Annotated in this window: 20 protein-coding genes; 6 read left to right on the forward strand and 14 right to left on the reverse strand. The window is 62.0% G+C overall.

All coding sequences use genetic code 11. The features are described 5' to 3' along the window. Positions 1-139 precede the first annotated feature (139 nt). From fliP to AC3A4H_RS17485, 14 genes are read right to left on the reverse strand one after another with little or no spacing between them, the layout of a single operon-like run. Positions 140-871, reverse strand: a complete 732-nt coding sequence (gene fliP / locus AC3A4H_RS17420; RefSeq protein ID WP_348780947.1) for a flagellar type III secretion system pore protein FliP — start codon at positions 869-871, stop codon at positions 140-142. Beyond that, on the reverse strand, positions 868-1,344 hold the full coding sequence (locus AC3A4H_RS17425; RefSeq protein WP_487767819.1) for a flagellar basal body-associated FliL family protein: 477 nt from the start codon (positions 1,342-1,344) through the stop codon (positions 868-870). Before AC3A4H_RS17425 ends, fliP begins: the two co-directional genes overlap by 4 nt. Before the next feature lie 17 nt (positions 1,345-1,361). Beyond that, complete coding sequence (gene flgH, locus AC3A4H_RS17430; protein ID WP_487767820.1) at positions 1,362-2,063, reverse strand: flagellar basal body L-ring protein FlgH; 702 nt, start codon at positions 2,061-2,063, stop codon at positions 1,362-1,364. After that, complete coding sequence (locus tag AC3A4H_RS17435) at positions 2,060-2,599, reverse strand: MotE family protein (protein ID WP_487767821.1); 540 nt, start codon at positions 2,597-2,599, stop codon at positions 2,060-2,062. The genes flgH and AC3A4H_RS17435 overlap by 4 nt, the downstream gene beginning before the upstream one ends. A 9-nt stretch (positions 2,600-2,608) precedes the next feature. Further along, a complete protein-coding gene (locus AC3A4H_RS17440) occupies positions 2,609-3,778 on the reverse strand; it encodes a flagellar basal body P-ring protein FlgI (protein WP_487767878.1) in 1,170 nt (389 codons plus the stop codon). Positions 3,779-3,798: 20 nt separating this feature from the next. After that, positions 3,799-4,272: a flagellar basal body P-ring formation chaperone FlgA gene (flgA, locus tag AC3A4H_RS17445; RefSeq protein WP_487767822.1), complete on the reverse strand. Its 474-nt coding sequence runs from the start codon at positions 4,270-4,272 to the stop codon at positions 3,799-3,801. A 6-nt stretch (positions 4,273-4,278) separates the two neighbouring features. Then, positions 4,279-5,067, reverse strand: a complete 789-nt coding sequence (flgG, locus tag AC3A4H_RS17450) for a flagellar basal-body rod protein FlgG (protein WP_348780953.1) — start codon at positions 5,065-5,067, stop codon at positions 4,279-4,281. A gap of 14 nt (positions 5,068-5,081) precedes the next feature. Next, the gene (gene fliE / locus AC3A4H_RS17455) at positions 5,082-5,399 is read right to left on the reverse strand and encodes a flagellar hook-basal body complex protein FliE (protein WP_487767823.1); all 318 of its coding nucleotides are present in this window, start codon (positions 5,397-5,399) and stop codon (positions 5,082-5,084) included. 2 nt (positions 5,400-5,401) lie between these two features. Further along, complete coding sequence (gene flgC / locus AC3A4H_RS17460; RefSeq protein ID WP_348780954.1) at positions 5,402-5,815, reverse strand: flagellar basal body rod protein FlgC; 414 nt, start codon at positions 5,813-5,815, stop codon at positions 5,402-5,404. Between the two features lie 4 nt (positions 5,816-5,819). After that, the gene (gene flgB / locus AC3A4H_RS17465) at positions 5,820-6,200 is read right to left on the reverse strand and encodes a flagellar basal body rod protein FlgB (RefSeq protein ID WP_348780955.1); all 381 of its coding nucleotides are present in this window, start codon (positions 6,198-6,200) and stop codon (positions 5,820-5,822) included. Positions 6,201-6,259: 59 nt separating this feature from the next. Then, positions 6,260-6,889 (reverse strand): hypothetical protein, encoded by a 630-nt coding sequence (locus AC3A4H_RS17470; protein WP_487767824.1) that lies wholly within the window; start codon positions 6,887-6,889, stop codon positions 6,260-6,262. Further along, the gene (gene fliI, locus AC3A4H_RS17475; RefSeq protein WP_487767825.1) at positions 6,876-8,282 is read right to left on the reverse strand and encodes a flagellar protein export ATPase FliI; all 1,407 of its coding nucleotides are present in this window, start codon (positions 8,280-8,282) and stop codon (positions 6,876-6,878) included. Before fliI ends, AC3A4H_RS17470 begins: the two co-directional genes overlap by 14 nt. A 12-nt stretch (positions 8,283-8,294) precedes the next feature. Continuing rightward, positions 8,295-9,017: a flagellar basal-body rod protein FlgF gene (gene flgF / locus AC3A4H_RS17480; RefSeq protein ID WP_487767826.1), complete on the reverse strand. Its 723-nt coding sequence runs from the start codon at positions 9,015-9,017 to the stop codon at positions 8,295-8,297. Positions 9,018-9,027: 10 nt separating this feature from the next. Then, the gene (locus tag AC3A4H_RS17485) at positions 9,028-10,149 is read right to left on the reverse strand and encodes a DUF1217 domain-containing protein (protein WP_487767827.1); all 1,122 of its coding nucleotides are present in this window, start codon (positions 10,147-10,149) and stop codon (positions 9,028-9,030) included. 192 nt (positions 10,150-10,341) lie between these two features. Between AC3A4H_RS17485 and motA the strand changes: the two genes are divergently transcribed. The 6 genes from motA to AC3A4H_RS17515 are packed head-to-tail and all read left to right on the forward strand — an operon-like array spanning position 10,342 to position 15,201. Then, the gene (motA, locus tag AC3A4H_RS17490) at positions 10,342-11,220 is read left to right on the forward strand and encodes a flagellar motor stator protein MotA (protein ID WP_348780960.1); all 879 of its coding nucleotides are present in this window, start codon (positions 10,342-10,344) and stop codon (positions 11,218-11,220) included. Positions 11,221-11,248: 28 nt separating this feature from the next. Beyond that, positions 11,249-12,181, forward strand: a complete 933-nt coding sequence (locus tag AC3A4H_RS17495) for a FliM/FliN family flagellar motor switch protein (RefSeq protein WP_487767828.1) — start codon at positions 11,249-11,251, stop codon at positions 12,179-12,181. 40 nt (positions 12,182-12,221) lie between these two features. Then, entirely contained in the window at positions 12,222-12,611 is a 390-nt protein-coding gene (gene fliN / locus AC3A4H_RS17500; protein WP_348780962.1) for a flagellar motor switch protein FliN, read from the forward strand. Between the two features lie 43 nt (positions 12,612-12,654). Then, positions 12,655-13,662, forward strand: a complete 1,008-nt coding sequence (locus AC3A4H_RS17505; protein ID WP_487767829.1) for a FliG C-terminal domain-containing protein — start codon at positions 12,655-12,657, stop codon at positions 13,660-13,662. Between the two features lie 22 nt (positions 13,663-13,684). Continuing rightward, positions 13,685-14,767, forward strand: a complete 1,083-nt coding sequence (gene flhB, locus AC3A4H_RS17510) for a flagellar biosynthesis protein FlhB (RefSeq protein ID WP_487767830.1) — start codon at positions 13,685-13,687, stop codon at positions 14,765-14,767. Next, positions 14,764-15,201, forward strand: a complete 438-nt coding sequence (locus AC3A4H_RS17515; protein WP_487767831.1) for a hypothetical protein — start codon at positions 14,764-14,766, stop codon at positions 15,199-15,201. Before flhB ends, AC3A4H_RS17515 begins: the two co-directional genes overlap by 4 nt. Positions 15,202-15,203: the final 2 nt, after the last annotated feature.

Here is a 15,203-nt window from a genome sequence, read left to right on the forward strand (position 1 = left end):
TCTGAAAGGGACATGCCGGTCTTCTACCGGCCAGGACGGAGCGGCGTCATGCCTGTGGTCTCGGTTGAAACCACCCTCCCTGTATGAGTGTGTTTATGGCCGGGCAGTTCCTACCAAACTGCTAACGGGCGCCAGCAAATTAGCTGAATGATCGCACAAGGCTGCCGACCAGCAGATTCCAGCCATCGATGAGCACGAAGAACAAGAGCTTGAAAGGCAGCGACACCACGGTCGGCGGCAGCATCATCATGCCCATGGCCATGGTGATGGTGGCCACGATCAGGTCGATGACCAGGAAGGGCAGCACGATCAGGAATCCGATTTCGAAGCCGCGGCGGATTTCCGAGATCATGAAGGCCGGAACCAGCACGCGCAGATCGACATTTTCGCGCGAGATGGTCTGACCCTGTTCACGCGCAAGGTCGGCGAACAGGTCAAAATCCTTGTCGCGCACATGCTTGGCCATGAAATCCCGGAACGGGTCGGAAATGCGCTCCAGCGCCTGCTGCTGGCTGATCTCGTTGTTCATCAGCGGCCTGACGCCATTGTTCCACGCCTGGTCGAAAGTCGGCGCCATGACATAGAAGGTCATGAACAGGGAAAGGCTGATCAGGATCAGGTTGGCCGGGGTGGATTGCAGGCCCATGCCGGCGCGCAGGATGGAGAAGGCGATGACGAAGCGGGTGAAGCTGGTCACCATGATGAGCAGGCCCGGCGCGACCGACAGCACGGTCAGGAGGCCGAACATCTGTATGATGTAGCCGACCGTGGCGCCGTCGGCCTGGCTGATCGCCCCGAGGTCGAACTGCTGCGCGCTGGCGGCCGTGACCGTTGCGATCAGGGCGGTGCCGGAGATGAGAAGTTTTTTCATTCGAAGAGCAGCGTCCGGATAAGTACCTGTTTGACGTGGCCGCTGCTGCGAATCCTGGCCCGCTCCTCAAGATCGGCCTTCAGGTTGCGGAAGCCGCTGGCGCCTTCGATCTGATAGACCTTCACGGTTCGCATATAGGCGAGGAGGTCCTGGTGAATCTCGTCGGCAAGGGTCGGGGAGGGCGGCTGGTCGAGCACGATGGAGGCCTCCAGGCGCACCCACATGGTGTTCGGCACCGCCAGGTTGGTGGTGATGGCTTCCAGCTGGATTTCGGTTCCGCGGAGCTGGTCCTGCTCGGCAGGCGCATCCTGGGTTTCCACCGCAGCTGCGGCTTCGGCGCTGCTACGGTTCAGATACTGTCCCGCAAACCACCCCAACGCGATCGCGGCCACGGTCACGGCGGCCAGAACACCTGCCTGGAGCGGCAGCGACGGGGTTTTCGGCTGAGGCGAGAATTGCTCGATGATCGACATTCTGGTCCGCTTCCCGCCTAGAACGGAAGGACGTTGTCGAGGATCTGCTGGCCATATGGCGGCTGCTGCACCTCGGTCAGTCGTCCGCGGCCGCCATAGGAAATGCGCGCCTCGGCGATGCGTTCATAGGAAATCGTGTTGTTCGGCCCGATATCCTCCGGGCGAACGATGCCGGCGATCGTCAGGATGCGCAGCTCGGCATTGACCCGCACTTCCTGCGAGCCGTTGATGATCAGGTTGCCGTTGGGCAGCACGTCGCTCACCACCGCCGCCACCGAAAGCTGGATGTTTTCCGAGCGCTCGGTTTTCCCCGATCCCTTCGTCGACGTGTTCGAGCCGACATCGGCATTGAACGAGCCGCCCTGCTTGGTGCCGTTCCAGCCGAAATCCATGCCCAGGCCCAGGCCGCGCGCCACCTTGCGGTCGCGGTCGGACTCGTTCTTGAATCGCGCGCGATCGTTGATCTCGATCCTCACGGTCAGAATGTCGCCCGGCATTATCGCGCGCGCATCGGTGAACAGGCGGCGCTGGCGGTCGTCCCACAGCGAGAACTTCTTCACCGGTTGGGCCGGCTGGTCGGGATAGTTGTAGACGGCCGGCGACTGGGCCAGGCCCGCGCCAACCGGCGAAAGCGCCGGCTCCCGGCCGATCTCTTCCTTGGGGGTAGTGCATCCGGAAACCGCCAAGGCAGCCAGCGCTAGGAGGCAATAGCGTTTCATGTCGGGTCTTCCTTGCGTGAGGCGAGTGCCATTATGCGCGTCAGTTCGGCAGCGGCGTCGCGCTCCATCTCGTTGAGGATGACGCCCGCCTTGCGCGAATCGAGCTTCATGAGGATGCCTGCGGCGACCAGCGCATCCACAGCGGCAAGTCGCTCCGCTGCGGCGTCCGGCTTCATCGTGGAGTAGATCTTGGCGACGTTGTCCTCGGTCTTGGACAGGAAATCGTCGCGGCGCTTCAGCCACTCCTCGTATTCCGCGCGCTTATCCTCAAGCAGCTTCATCCGCTCGTCGATGTCCTTGCGCAGGGCTTCCAGTTCCTGGGTCTGCAGCGCATAGCGGCGGTCGCGGGCGGCGTCGGTGATATTGGAGCAGAAGCGCTCGATCTCGGTGGGCTGCGGTTCGTCAGGAGCGGTCGCTGTTTCGGCGGTCGTCTCGGCAATGGCGATGGCCGGAACCGACAGCAGTGCGGCAAGCGCGCCGGCGGCCAGCAGCCGGCGCCTCCTCGCGGAAATCGGAAATGCGGGCAGGACGCTCATAGTCAGTCCCTATTGCAGCACGAGGTCGGCCTGCAGGGCGCCCGTAGACTTGATGCCCTGAAGGATCGCGATGATGCCGGCCGGCTTCACGCCCAGTCGGTTCAGGCCGGCGACCAGCTGGTCGAGGCTGGGACCGTCAAGGATCGCGACCTTGGCGTTGGGCTGATCGACTTCGATATTCGTGGAAGGCTCGACCGCCGTGACACCGCGCGAGAAGGGATCCGGCTGGACGACCCGAGGTGTTTCGGTGATCCGCACCGTCAGCGTGCCGTGGCTGACTGCAACGCGCGAGATCCGGACGTCCTGACCGATCACGATGGTGCCGGTGCGCTCGTCCACGACAACCCGGGCCGGCATGTCCGTTTCGACCACGAGATTTTCCAGCTCGGCATAAAAGCGGGCGGTCGATATTCCCTTCGGTCGACGGATGACGATCGATCGGGCGTCCTGTTCGGTGGCCACGCGGCTGCCGAAGCGGGCGCGCGAATATTCGTTGATGACATCGGCCACGCGCACCGCGGTCGAATAGTCGGCATTATGAAGCTGGAGGGTGAGCACCGCCTGCTCGCCCAGCGCCGCCTGCACCTGGCGTTCTATGATGGCGCCATTGGGAATGCGGCCGGCGGTGGGCGTGCCTTGCGTGACCCGTTCGGCCTGCCCCTGCGCATCGAAGCCGGCAACGAAGACCTGGCCCTGCGCGACGGCATAGATTTCGCCGTCGGCAGCCTTCAGCGGCGTCATGACGAGCGTGCCGCCGGCAAGCGAAGTGGCATCGCCCATTGACGAGACGGTCACGTCGATGCGCGCCCCCGACTGCACGAATGGCGGCATGTTGGCTGTCACAATGACGGCGGCGACGTTTTTCGTGCGTGTTCTGCCGCCTTCGCTGGCGATGCCGAGATTTTCGAGCATGGCTGCCATGGACTGCTCGGTGAAAGGCGCATTGCGCAGGCTGTCGCCCGAGCCCTGCAGGCCGATGACCAGGCCATAGCCGATCAGCTGGTTGTCGCGCGAACTTTGAAGCTGGGCAATGTCCTTGATGCGCGAAATGGGGCCGCCGGCGCCTGGAATGCGACTGTCGGCGTAGCGGCCTTCGGAAGCCAGCGCCCCATTCGAGCCCAGGAAGCGTCCGTCGGGACCGTCGGCGAGCGCGGGTTGAAGCCCGGTCAGCATCGCCATTGCCAATGCCAGAATTCGAATCATAGATCGCCCACCCGAACCGATCCGTCGCCCATGACGGTGCCGGTCAGAACCTTGCCGCTGTCTACGTTGCGAACCTTGATCAGGTCGCCCGAGCCACCGGGCTCAAGGGTCACCGCAGCGGTTGAAATTGTCAGCGGCCCGGAAACGAAAGTGAGCTGAACCGCCGCGCCCCGTTCCACGAGCCATGCGTCGCGCACTGCGCTCAAGGCCACATATCGGCCGGGCAGCAGGGTGCGCCGCGCGACCTTGCCTTCCAGGTCCGATGTCGACAGGGCAACCGAGGCAGGGGGCACCTTGCCCTGGCGCAGGGTCACTTCCTTCAGCGCGTCAAGCGGGATTGTCTCGCCCGGATAGATGACGCGGTTGGTGGTCGCCACGGTTTCCTGGCCAAATGCCGCCGCGGCTCCCGCAAACAGCGCCGCACCAGCGGCGACTGCGACAACGAGGCTACAAGAGATGCGCGGCGCCATCGCTGCTTACCTGATGTTCTTGGAGACGACGGCGGCCATTTCATCGGCGGCCTGGATGACCTTCGAGTTCATTTCATAGGCGCGCTGCGCCGAGATCAGCTCGGTGATTTCCTTGACCGGGTCGACGTTCGAGCTTTCCAGATAGCCTTGCTGGATCGCGGCAAAGCCGGGATCGCCGGGCACGCCTTCAGTCGCGGGGCCCGAGGCAAGGGTTTCCTGGAATAGATTGTCGCCGAGCGGCGCGAGGCCTGCCTCGTTGGCGAATGTGGCGAGCGTCAACTGGCCCAGAAGTTCAAGCTCCATCTGGTCTTCGCGGCGTGCGAAGACCTGGCCGCTCTTGTTGACGATCACTTCCACCGCGTCCTGCGGAACCGTTATTGCCGGTATCACCGAGAACCCGTCGACGGTGACGAGTTGACCGGTGCCGTTGGTGTTGAACGCGCCAGCACGGGTGTAGAGCGTCTGGCCGTCCGCACCTTCGATCTGGAACCAGCCCTTGCCGGTCAGCGCGAGGTCGAGCGAGTTGCCGGTGCTGGTCAGCGAGCCCTGGATGTGCACGTTGCGCACGGCGGCCGTCTTCACGCCCAGGCCGATCGAAACGCCTTCCGGTATGACATTGGCATTGGCGCGGTTCGGCACGCCCTGCAGGCGGTCGACCTGGTACAGAAGGTCCGTGAATTCGGCACGCGCGCGCTTGTAGCCGGTGGTGTTGATGTTGGCGATGTTGTTGGCGATGACCTCAAGATTGGTCTGCTGCGCGTTCATGCCTGTTGCGGCGATGGCCAGGGCTTTCATTGTCGTGTTCCCTCTCAGATCGCCATGCGGCTGATTTCAAGATAGGCGGTGACGATCTTGTCGCGGATGGCGACAGCCGCCTGCAGCGACTGCTCCGCGTTCATCACGGCATCCGCCACCTGGCGGGCATCGGCGTCGCCCTGGAGAGCCTTGATGGAAACCTGCTCGGCGGCCTGCAGCGTGTCGATGGTTCGATTGGCGGTTTCGGAGACCATCGCCGCAAAGGATTGACCGGGGGTGACGCCAGCCGACGCCGCGCCGGTCGAGGACATGGTTGCGAAACCGTCAGAACCCTTCGACAGGGAATTGATCGGCGCGATGCCGCTGATCATGGTTAGCCTCTCATAAGATCGATGGTCATGGAGATGAGGTCACGCGCCTGCTTGACGACTTGAAGATTGGCCTCATAGGAGCGGTTCGCCTCGGTCATGTCCGCCATTTCAACGAGCACATTGACGTTCGGCATCTTGACGTAGCCGTTCTCGTTCGCCGCCTCGTGGCCCGGCGAGAATTCCAGCGGATATGCCGACCGGTCGCGGTCGATGGAGGCCACATTGACGGTCGAGGCACCGACAGAACGATCGAGCTCGGCCGAGAAGACGATGGTTTTTCTCTGATAGGGATCGGAGCCAGGGGTTTCGCCGGTGGACTGGGCGTTGGCGAGGTTTTCCGAAACGATCCGCAGGCGTTCCGACTGGGCGGTCAGGCCGGAAGCCGCAACCTTGAGAGTGGCCGAAAGTGCATCCATGGCGTCAGCTCTTCACGCTGAGCATCGTCATGCGATGGAACGCCTTGACGATTGCAGTGTTGAGTTCGTAGCTGCGGCGGACCTCGCCAGCCTTCATCAGCTCGTTCTCGAGCACGACCGTGTTTTCGGACGGCAATACCGAGTTCTTGCCATTTTCGTTGCGTACGTCGAAGCCGGCGTTGGTGACGCCAGCGCCGAAATGGCCTTGCTGGGTTGCACGCAGCGTGACGCGCTTGTTGTCGAGAACCTTTTCGAAGGGCTCGATCTCGGCGGTGCCGTAGCCGGGCGTGTTCACATTCGCGATGTTGCCGGCGATGGCCGACTGGCGAACGGCCAGCCACTGGGATTGCTGCGAGGCAAGTTTGAACAGATTGACAGGCTGCATTGGAGTCTCCGGGCAGATTTCCAGACTCTAGGCAGCCAGTCTTGCGCGGGCCTTGCGCCCTACTGGGTAAGCGTGATGGCTCTCTCCCGGTCGGTCAGCAAAACCCATGTCCCGCCGCGCTGCTCTATGGCGGCCACGCGGCTGCTGTCGGGCAACAGGGAGCCGGTCTGCACCACCCAAAGGCCTGAATCGTCTTCAATCAGCCCGCGGCCATTGGCGACGTGCAGCAGACGGTAAGGAGTGTCTACAGCCGGGAAGGGCTGTTCGCGAACCGGCGCCTTCTTGTCTTGCTCGTCTGCAAGCGTACTGGTGGTGAACGGGTCCAGCTTTCCTTCAGCGCCGTCTTCTTCGGCAATTTGCTCGCTGGGCAGCAAAAAGCGCGAGGTGAGCGCCAGCGGGCGCGAGAAGCTTGACTGACCTTCGTGGTCAAACCTCAGTGCTTCAACGCCGAACTTCTCCGGATTGAAGAAAATATACCAGGGAAACATCGCGCAAACGAGGCCGAGCGCTATTCCGAGGCCCGCGACAACCATGTCGCTGCGGCGACTGGACGACCGCATCGAACCTTTGAGTGCGTCGGCGGTGCGCTTGCGAAGCTGCACCCACCGCTGCAGGCGCCGCTGCTTCTTCGCAGCCTTTTCCGCCTCAAGCATCACCTCAAGGGTCTGCTCAATTTCACTGGGCTGCATGGGGCTTGTCCTTTGCTCGGAGATGGCTGGCCAGATCGGCGAGCGGATCTATCGATGGCGGGTCGGCTGGCGACTGCGTCAGAACCTCGTAGACGAGGGGCACCTGGCGAACGGCCATGTCCAGTTCGGGGTCAGCGCCAGGTTGGTAGGCGCCCAGCAGGCGAATGTCGCGCGTGTCCTCGAAGCGGGAGATCATCGACTTCAGGCGCGACACCAATGCCCGTTCGTCGTCGCTCCAGACCTTGCCGGCCAGGCGCGATATCGAGGACAGCGGATTGACCGCCGGGTAGCGTCCTTGCTCGACGATCGCGCGATCCAGAACGATGTGGCCGTCAAGAATGCCGCGCACTGAGTCCGCCACCGGGTCGTTGTGGTCGTCGCCGTCCACAAGCACGGAGATGATCGCCGTAACCGAGCCCGAGCCTTCGACCCCGGGGCCGGCGCGCTCAAGCAGCTTGGGCAGATCGGTGAACACGGATGCAGGGTAACCGCGGGCGATGGGCGGCTCGCCAGTTCCGATCGCCACTTCGCGAAGCGCATGGGCAAAGCGGGTGATGGAATCCAGCACGAGCAGAACACGGTCGCCCATCTCAGAAAAATGCTCGGCGATCCGCATGGCGGTGTCCGGTGCGCGCCGGCGCATCATGGCGCTTTCGTCGCTGGTCGCCACCACGGCGACCGTCTTGGCCATGCCGCTCTCGCCAAGCGTGTCTTCCAGGAATTCGCGAACCTCTCGGCCGCGCTCGCCCACCAGAGCCACGACGACCGTGTCGAAGGTAGCGGCTTTCGCAAGCATGGCGAGCAGTGTGGACTTACCCACGCCCGATCCCGCAAAGATGCCGAGCCGCTGGCCAAAGCAGATCGGCGTAAAGATGTCGATGACGCGAACGCCCGTCAGGAAGGCAGTTCCTACGCGCTGGCGCGCAAGGGCGGCTGGCGGGGCCGCATCGCCTGCCGCGCGAAAGTCGCCGTGCAGCAGCGCTGGTCCAGCGTCGATCGGGCGGCCGAGGGCGTCTATCACGCGTCCACGCCAGGAGACGTGAGGTGCAACTGTGAAGGGGCCTCGGTTGAAGACCAGGTCACCGACGCCGGCGTCGGCGGTGCGTTCGAAGGGCGCGATCAGAACCTCGTCGGACCCGATCTGCACGATCTCGCCATGTCTCGTTCCGGTGTTGCCTCGGTGCTCCACGATGTCGCCGAGCCTTGCCGTGGCGGAAAGACCGCACACGCGGTAGTGCGTCGGCGAAACCTCAGTGACCCGTCCGCCGCGCTTCACGATCGTGCGTTCGTCGGCGAAGCGGCGAAACGCGCGCTCCAGCATCGTCAGCCTGTTGTCGCCGTGATGGCAAACGGGCTGTTCGGAGTTGACCGCAACCGGCGTGATGCTCGACATAAGCGTCTGCGCTTACTTCGATCCGAGCGTCTTGACCGCCTCGGAGAAGGTCTGTTCCGAACTCCGCATGAGAGCCGCAGTGTTTTCGAACGCGCGCTGCACGCTGATCAACCTCGTCATTTCCAGGATGGGATTGACGTTGGATTCCTCCACGTAACCCTGGACGACGCTCACGTCGATGCGGTCGACCACGGGCTGCGGCGCGCCATTGGGTATGATGCCGGAATTGGCGAAGCGGGTGAAATTCACGCCGGGATCGAAGGTGAAAAGGCCAATGGCGCCAACTGGCTGGCCAGCCTGGCGCAACATGCCGTCCGCGCCTGCTTCCGGCGTGCCGTTGCGCGGGTCGAGCTGTATCGGCGCGCCGCCTGCGTCCAGCACAGAGTAGCCCTCGACCGTAACGAGCTGCCCGTCTTCCTGCATGGTGAAACGACCGTCCCGGGTCATGACGATGCCGGCCGGGGTGTCGATACCGAACCAGGCATCCCCCTTGATGGCAAAGTCGAGCGGATTGCCGGTCTGGCGAAGGCCGCCGGAAGCCGTCGAAAGATAGGTGTCTCCGGAGGACACGAAGGCAACCGACTTTTGCCCAAGGCCCGAAACCACGTCTTCGAATTTCACACCGGTGGCGCGAAAGCCCACCGTGGAAGCATTCGCGACGTTATCGGCGATCGTGTTCAGACGACGTTCCAACGCGATCTGCGAGGAAAGGGCAACATAAAGACCGTCCTGCACGTGGTTGTCCTCAGCGTTTCATTTTCTGGATGGCGAGCATGAGATTGGTGGAGACGCCATACTCGGGCGGTTGACTGAACAGCACACTGAGCGAACTCTGTGCAGGCGATGAGGGATTTTCGATCTCCCACATCGTGGTGAAGCGGGTCATGAGCTTTTCGAGCGCCTTCGGGTCGGACAGATCCGAAATCTTCAGGCGCTTTTCGAAGTATTGCACCTGCTTGTCGATGTCGGTCTGGGCGGAGCTGGGGGGCAGGGAAAGAACCGTGCGTATCACCTTGGCGAGCGCGGGGTCGCCCAGCACCTGGTACCACGACTTGATGGTTGGCGCCTTCCGCTGGAAGTAGAGAGCAAGCCGCACGCCTTCGTTTTGCGCGCCCGCATCTTCCTCAAGCGTCTGTCGAAGAAACTTGTCGACTGCCGGGCGCTGCGCCGCGTTATAGGTCGTTGCCGCTTCTCCATGGGCCTCGAAATTGAAGGCCGAAACGAAGGCCGCATAGCGAGGCTCGCTCGCCTTGTTGGCCTTGCTGTTCGGATCGCGCACGCCGCCTTCAAGCATCTCGCGGATCATGGCCTTGGTGTCCGTCTCGGAATTCATGCCGAAGGCGGTCATGGCATAGCTGTAAAGCCTGTCATTGGCCAGGAACTCGTCGATCGACTTCACCTTGACGATGTTGGCAAGGTAGTAGGCGGTTTCGCTCTTGACTGCCTCGGAGTTGGGGTCGATGCCTCCGATCTTGGCCTGGGTCGCAAAGTTCGCAGCGGTGAAGTGCTGCGCCTTGTTGTAGACCGTGGCCTGCTCGCCATGCTCGGCGAAATTGAACGCTGCGACGAATTCGGCATAGCGCTTGTCGTTGAGCTTGTTGGCGAAGCTGTTCGGATCGGACACGCCTTCCTTGAGCGCCTTGACCATGAACGCCTTGGCATAGTTCATCTGCTCGAGGCCGAATGCCTTCATGGCGTATTTGAAGAGACGGTCGTTTTTCACGAACTCGTCGATGGATTTCACTTTGGTAATGTTTTCCAGATAGTACTTGGTGTCTCTGTCGACCAAAGGCTGCTTCTCGACCCGGGCGAGCGAGGTCTTCAGGTTCGAAGCGATCATCTGGTAGTTTGTATAGGTATTGAGCACGTCGCAATCTCCGCCCGGATGATAACGAGCGACGCTAGCAGGGCTTCCTTGCGCGAAACTGAATCCGATCGCGGGCATTCGACCGACCTGCCGGGAGGTTTCATGCCCCGGACGGAAAAGGAGCAGTTTCAAGCCTCACACAAGGCAAGCGCGGTAGTTCCTTGCCGAAGACGAGTTTCGGAAGGGCTTACAGTGGGCATACTTATCGGTATCGTTGTTACCATGGGCTGCGTGCTAGGTGGCTTCATGGCCATGGGCGGCCATGTGAACGTGCTCATGCAGCCGTGGGAGTTCGTCATCATCGGCGGCGCTGCCTTTGGCACGTTTCTGGTTGCCAACCCGATGTCGACGGTGAAGGATACCGGCAAGGCCTGCATAGAGGCATTCAAGCAGGCGGTTCCGAAGGAACGCGACTATCTCGAGACGCTCGGCGTATTGCACAGCCTGATGCGGGAACTGCGCACCAAGTCGCGCAGCGAGGTCGAAGCCCACATCGACAGCCCCGACGAATCCGCCATTTTCCAGGCTTTCCCGACCGTGCTCAAGAAGCAGGACCTTACGCATTTCATTTGCGACTATTGTCGCCTCATCATCATCGGCAATGCCCGGCCGCACGAGATTGAGGCGCTGATGGATGAAGAAATCCACACGATCCGCGCAGACAAGCTGAAGCCCTATCATGCACTTTCGGCCATGGCTGACGGTCTGCCGGCGCTCGGCATTGTTGCTGCGGTGCTGGGCGTGGTGAAGGCCATGGGCGCGCTCGACCAGTCGCCCGAGATCCTGGGGGCGCTTATCGGAGCGGCTCTGGTGGGTACCTTCCTCGGCATCTTCCTGTCCTATGCCGTGGTCGGTCCGATTGCCACGAAGATCAAGATCGTCCGCGAAAAGAACAATCGCCTCTACATCATCGTGAAGCAGGCGCTGCTCGCCTACATGAACGGATCGCTGCCGCAGGTCGCGATCGAGTTCGGGCGCAAGACCATCTCTTCGTACGACCGACCGTCTATCGATGCCGTGGAGGAGAGCACGATGAACGCTGCCGTCGCTGACAGCAAGAAAGCTGCCTGATCGTGACTGACCGGTGCAAGGACAAGACATGGTAAGTCCGGCAAGTCCCGCGGAAACACGCGCCTTCATCGTTGAGCGACTGGTTGGTGACACCGGTGAGCCCGACCGCGTTATCGCAGCCGCCAGGGCACTGGCGGAGAGGTCCCTTCCGTCAGTCATCCAGAAACTGGATGAGACCCTGGCGACGCCGGTCGACATCGAAGTCGACGCGGTGGAGCTGGTGCGCTTTGTGCAGGCCCGGCCGGCAGACAGTCGCCACGCCATGACGGTGGCATCCTCGGCATCGTCGCCGGACGCCCTGATCCTGACCATGGATCCCTCGGCAGTCGCATTGTTCGTGGACGCCTTGTTCGGCGGCGATCTGGAAGAATCCGTGCCGCAACAGAGCCGGGACCTTTCCCCGGCGGAGACCGAAACGGCTTCGATGGTGTTCGACGTCGTTGCCAAGTCGTTTAACGGAACCGGTCCTCGCGCGTTCGAATTCAGGCTGCCCTTGCCTGCCGCGATTACGGGCGCCGAACTGAAAAGGCACATCCTGCGCGACGGCCCCGCGGTGCAGGTGGTGTTCTCGGTGTCGGCTGCGTCCAGGAGTGGAAACATCCGCCTCACCATGCCGCAACGCGTTCTGCTCAAGCATCGCGGCGAAGCTGGCAAGCAGGCGGCGGGCCCTCAGCCGGAGGCGGATTGGCAGGAGCGCTTCAGCGAAGAGGTGATGCGCTCGACCGTGAATTTGCAGGCCACCTTGCCGCTTGCGCGCATGACACTGGAAGAAATTGCGTGTCTGCAAGCCGGCCAGATCATAGAGCTTGGTGAGGCGGCGCAATCGGAAGCGCGTCTTTCTGCGCGTAACAGCACGTTGTTTATGTGTGAATTCGGTAAACTGGGGCAACATTACACGGTGCGAATCAGGCATCCGTTCGATGCCGGCCAGGACTTGATGGACACCTTGTTGCCGGAATGACGAACGTCGTTTCGCGTATGCCCTGAATTGGAGACGGCTGATGATGCAGACCAACCCGGCCCCGGAAACAGACATCCCGGAAGAACAGCTGAACCGGGCTATCGAGGAACTGCGTGGAGCTCTGCATGACGAGGAGGCGCGGGAGCCGGAAAAGGCCCGCCCGGAGCGTCAGTCGCCCAATGCCAGCGTGATCATGAACATTCCGGTTGATGTCCAGATCGTTCTGGGCAGCGCGGAAATGCAGGTCTCCGAGCTGATGTCCTTGCAGAAGGGCTCTACCGTTGCGCTCGACCGGCGTATCGGCGAGCCGGTCGATGTGGTGGTCAACGGCCGCAAGATCGCACATGGAGAGATCACCGTCCTCGAGAACGATCCGTCGCGGTTCGGCATCAAGCTCACCGAAATCATCACTGCGGCGAAGCCTGCCTGATGTTTGACTGCGCCTTCATAGCTCGCTCCAAAAGGTTTGCGGCATGACGACGCCGTTAGCCAACCTGACTCGTGCACAGAAAGCCGCGGCCATTCTGGTGGCCATGGGCAAGCCATCCGCGAGCCGTCTTCTCAAGTTCTTCAAGCAGGAAGAGCTGAAAGCGCTGATCGAGGCTGCCCGGCTGCTGCGCACCATCCCGCAAGCCGATCTGGAACAGATCGTCGAAGAGTTCGAGGCTGAATTTGCGGAGGGCGCCGGCCTGCTCGACTCGGCCGAGGACATGAACGCCATCCTGAATGAATCGCTGACGCCCGAAGAGGTGAACGCGATCATGGGCCGCGGCCGGAAGGGCCCCGATGGGCTGGTGCCCGTGTGGCCTGAACTCGAGAAGGTCGATCCGGGCCGCATCGGCGCGTTCATGACCACCGAACACCCGCAGATATCGGCGGTCATCCTGTCGAAGCTTGCGCCGACGGCGGCTGCCAAGGTGCTCCTGACGATCGAAAAGCCGGTGCGCGGCGACATCATCCGGCGCATGATGGCACTTGGCACAGTGCCGGAGGCCGCCACGCGTATCGCGGAGAACCAGCTGCGCAGCCGCGTTCTTTCCGACAGGGCAACCAGGGATATCTCGGCCGGCCAGAGCCGCGTTGCCAGCCTGCTCAACGAGATGGACAAAGAACAGGCCGAGGAGGTCATGGCCGACCTGGAGGCGCAGGGCACGGCCGATCTCGACGGCATCCGTGCACGGCTGTTCTCCTTCGACGACGTGGTGCTTCTCAGCCAGAAGGCACGGGTGGCGCTGTTCGACGGTCTGTCGACGGAACTCGTTACAATGTGCCTGCGCGGGGCAGCGCCCGACATGGTCGAAGCGGTGTTGTCCTCCATCAGCGTGCGGTCGCGGCGTATGGTCGAATCCGAGCTGGGCCAGGAGTTCGATGGAGTTTCGATGGCCGACGTGGTAGCCGCGCGCAGAACCGTGGCCTCCACCGCCATCCGCATGTCGCTGGAAGGGGTTCTGGAGCTTCCGTCTGCCCAGAACGCCGCCTGACGCCGGCTGATCGGAAGTCATCATGTCGGAGGATGCCGACAAGGACAGTAAAACAGAAGAGGCGACAGAGAAGAAGATTCGCGACACGATCGAGAAGGGCAAGCTGCCCGTCTCGAAGGAAACTTCGATCTTCGCCTCCTTTCTGGCCATTCTGGTTTTTGCCGTATTCTTTGCCCAGGGCAGCATCGGCCAGCTAGGTGCATTTCTTTCCATATTCATGGAGAAGCCCGAGGCCTGGCCGCTGGCGACGGCGCGCGATGTCACCGACCTGTTTCGCGTCGTGTTCTTCGAGATCGCCAAATTGCTCGGCGTGCTGATGCTGTTGCTGGTGACTGCAGGCATCGGCGCGTCTGTGCTGCAGAACATGCCGCAGTTCGTGGCGGAACGCGTACGGCCTCAAGCCTCACGCATTTCACTCAGCAAGGGCTGGAAGCGTCTGTTCGGCATCCAGGGCTTCGTCGAGTTCCTGAAGTCGCTGGGCAAATTGGGGCTGGTGTCACTGGTTCTGGTCTTTGTTTTGAGCGGGGACTATCGGCGGCTCCTGGCGGGCATGTTCACCCATCCTACCGCATTCGTGCTGACCATCCGCGAACTTGCCATCGATGTGGTCGTGTCGATCGTCTTCGTGATGGCGCTGATCGCAACTGCCGATCTTGTCTGGTCGCGGTTCCATTGGCGCCAGGAACTGAGGATGACGCGCCAGGAGGTCAAGGACGAGATGAAGCAGTCGGAAGGGGATCCGATCGTGAAGTCGCGCCTGCGTTCGCTCGGCCGCGACAGGGCGCGCCAGCGCATGATGCAGGCGGTGCCGCGCGCTACCCTCGTCATCGCCAACCCGACGCACTTCTCCATAGCGTTGAAATACGTCAGGGACGAGGATACGGCGCCGCTCGTGCTCGCCAAGGGGCAGGATCTCGTGGCGCTCAAGATTCGCGAGATCGCCGAGGCGAACAATATTCCAGTCTTTGAAGATGTTGCGCTCGCCCGCTCCATGTACAAGCAAGTTTCGGTCGATAGTGTTATCCCGACTAAATTCTATCAGGCGGTCGCAGAACTCGTGCGCATCGTCTATAGCAACCAGGCGCAGCGTAAAGTCATCTCATGATCAAACAGCAGCACGCATCAAGACGCGAGATAATCGTTGCCAACGCCATCAAGGAAGTGGTGAGCGAGCTACGCCTTGTCGATGTTGCCGATTACATCGCCTTCATCCGGCTGGAGCAGTTTGGCTGCGTGTCCGACCTTGTCGATTCTGCGGCCGAACTCTATTTCGTGCCTGGGTCGCTGAAGCTCGGCCATGGCGGCGAGGCCCATGTAGGGTGGACTGAAACGCCGCGGATCGTGCTCGATCTCGAGCTGCGGCCAATCGGAGCAACTGTCTACTTCACCCTGTCCCTGACGGCGCTGAACGCAATCGTCGAGGTGAACTATGTCTCGTTCGACGAGCCGCATGAGGACCCGGAACTGAATACCGCGTTTCTGGCAGATACCGTCGAGCGAGCGAGAATCCGCCGCACGGCTCCGCTCGCGAGCGGTTGACC

Source organism: Pseudaminobacter sp. Soil_N_29, assembly GCF_057656055.1.

Coding starts and splice junctions, on each gene's coding strand:
- fliP (WP_348780947.1), bottom strand. CDS start 871: ATGAAAAAACTTCTCATCTCCGGCACCGCCCTGATCGCAACGGTCACG.
- AC3A4H_RS17425 (WP_487767819.1), bottom strand. CDS start 1,344: ATGTCGATCATCGAGCAATTCTCGCCTCAGCCGAAAACCCCGTCGCTG.
- flgH (WP_487767820.1), bottom strand. CDS start 2,063: ATGAAACGCTATTGCCTCCTAGCGCTGGCTGCCTTGGCGGTTTCCGGA.
- AC3A4H_RS17435 (WP_487767821.1), bottom strand. CDS start 2,599: ATGAGCGTCCTGCCCGCATTTCCGATTTCCGCGAGGAGGCGCCGGCTG.
- AC3A4H_RS17440 (WP_487767878.1), bottom strand. CDS start 3,778: ATGGCGATGCTGACCGGGCTTCAACCCGCGCTCGCCGACGGTCCCGAC.
- flgA (WP_487767822.1), bottom strand. CDS start 4,272: ATGGCGCCGCGCATCTCTTGTAGCCTCGTTGTCGCAGTCGCCGCTGGT.
- flgG (WP_348780953.1), bottom strand. CDS start 5,067: ATGAAAGCCCTGGCCATCGCCGCAACAGGCATGAACGCGCAGCAGACC.
- fliE (WP_487767823.1), bottom strand. CDS start 5,399: ATGATCAGCGGCATCGCGCCGATCAATTCCCTGTCGAAGGGTTCTGAC.
- flgC (WP_348780954.1), bottom strand. CDS start 5,815: ATGGATGCACTTTCGGCCACTCTCAAGGTTGCGGCTTCCGGCCTGACC.
- flgB (WP_348780955.1), bottom strand. CDS start 6,200: ATGCAGCCTGTCAATCTGTTCAAACTTGCCTCGCAGCAATCCCAGTGG.
- AC3A4H_RS17470 (WP_487767824.1), bottom strand. CDS start 6,889: ATGCAGCCCAGTGAAATTGAGCAGACCCTTGAGGTGATGCTTGAGGCG.
- fliI (WP_487767825.1), bottom strand. CDS start 8,282: ATGTCGAGCATCACGCCGGTTGCGGTCAACTCCGAACAGCCCGTTTGC.
- AC3A4H_RS17495 (WP_487767828.1), top strand. CDS start 11,249: ATGGTAAGTCCGGCAAGTCCCGCGGAAACACGCGCCTTCATCGTTGAG.
- fliN (WP_348780962.1), top strand. CDS start 12,222: ATGATGCAGACCAACCCGGCCCCGGAAACAGACATCCCGGAAGAACAG.
- AC3A4H_RS17505 (WP_487767829.1), top strand. CDS start 12,655: ATGACGACGCCGTTAGCCAACCTGACTCGTGCACAGAAAGCCGCGGCC.
- flhB (WP_487767830.1), top strand. CDS start 13,685: ATGTCGGAGGATGCCGACAAGGACAGTAAAACAGAAGAGGCGACAGAG.
- AC3A4H_RS17515 (WP_487767831.1), top strand. CDS start 14,764: ATGATCAAACAGCAGCACGCATCAAGACGCGAGATAATCGTTGCCAAC.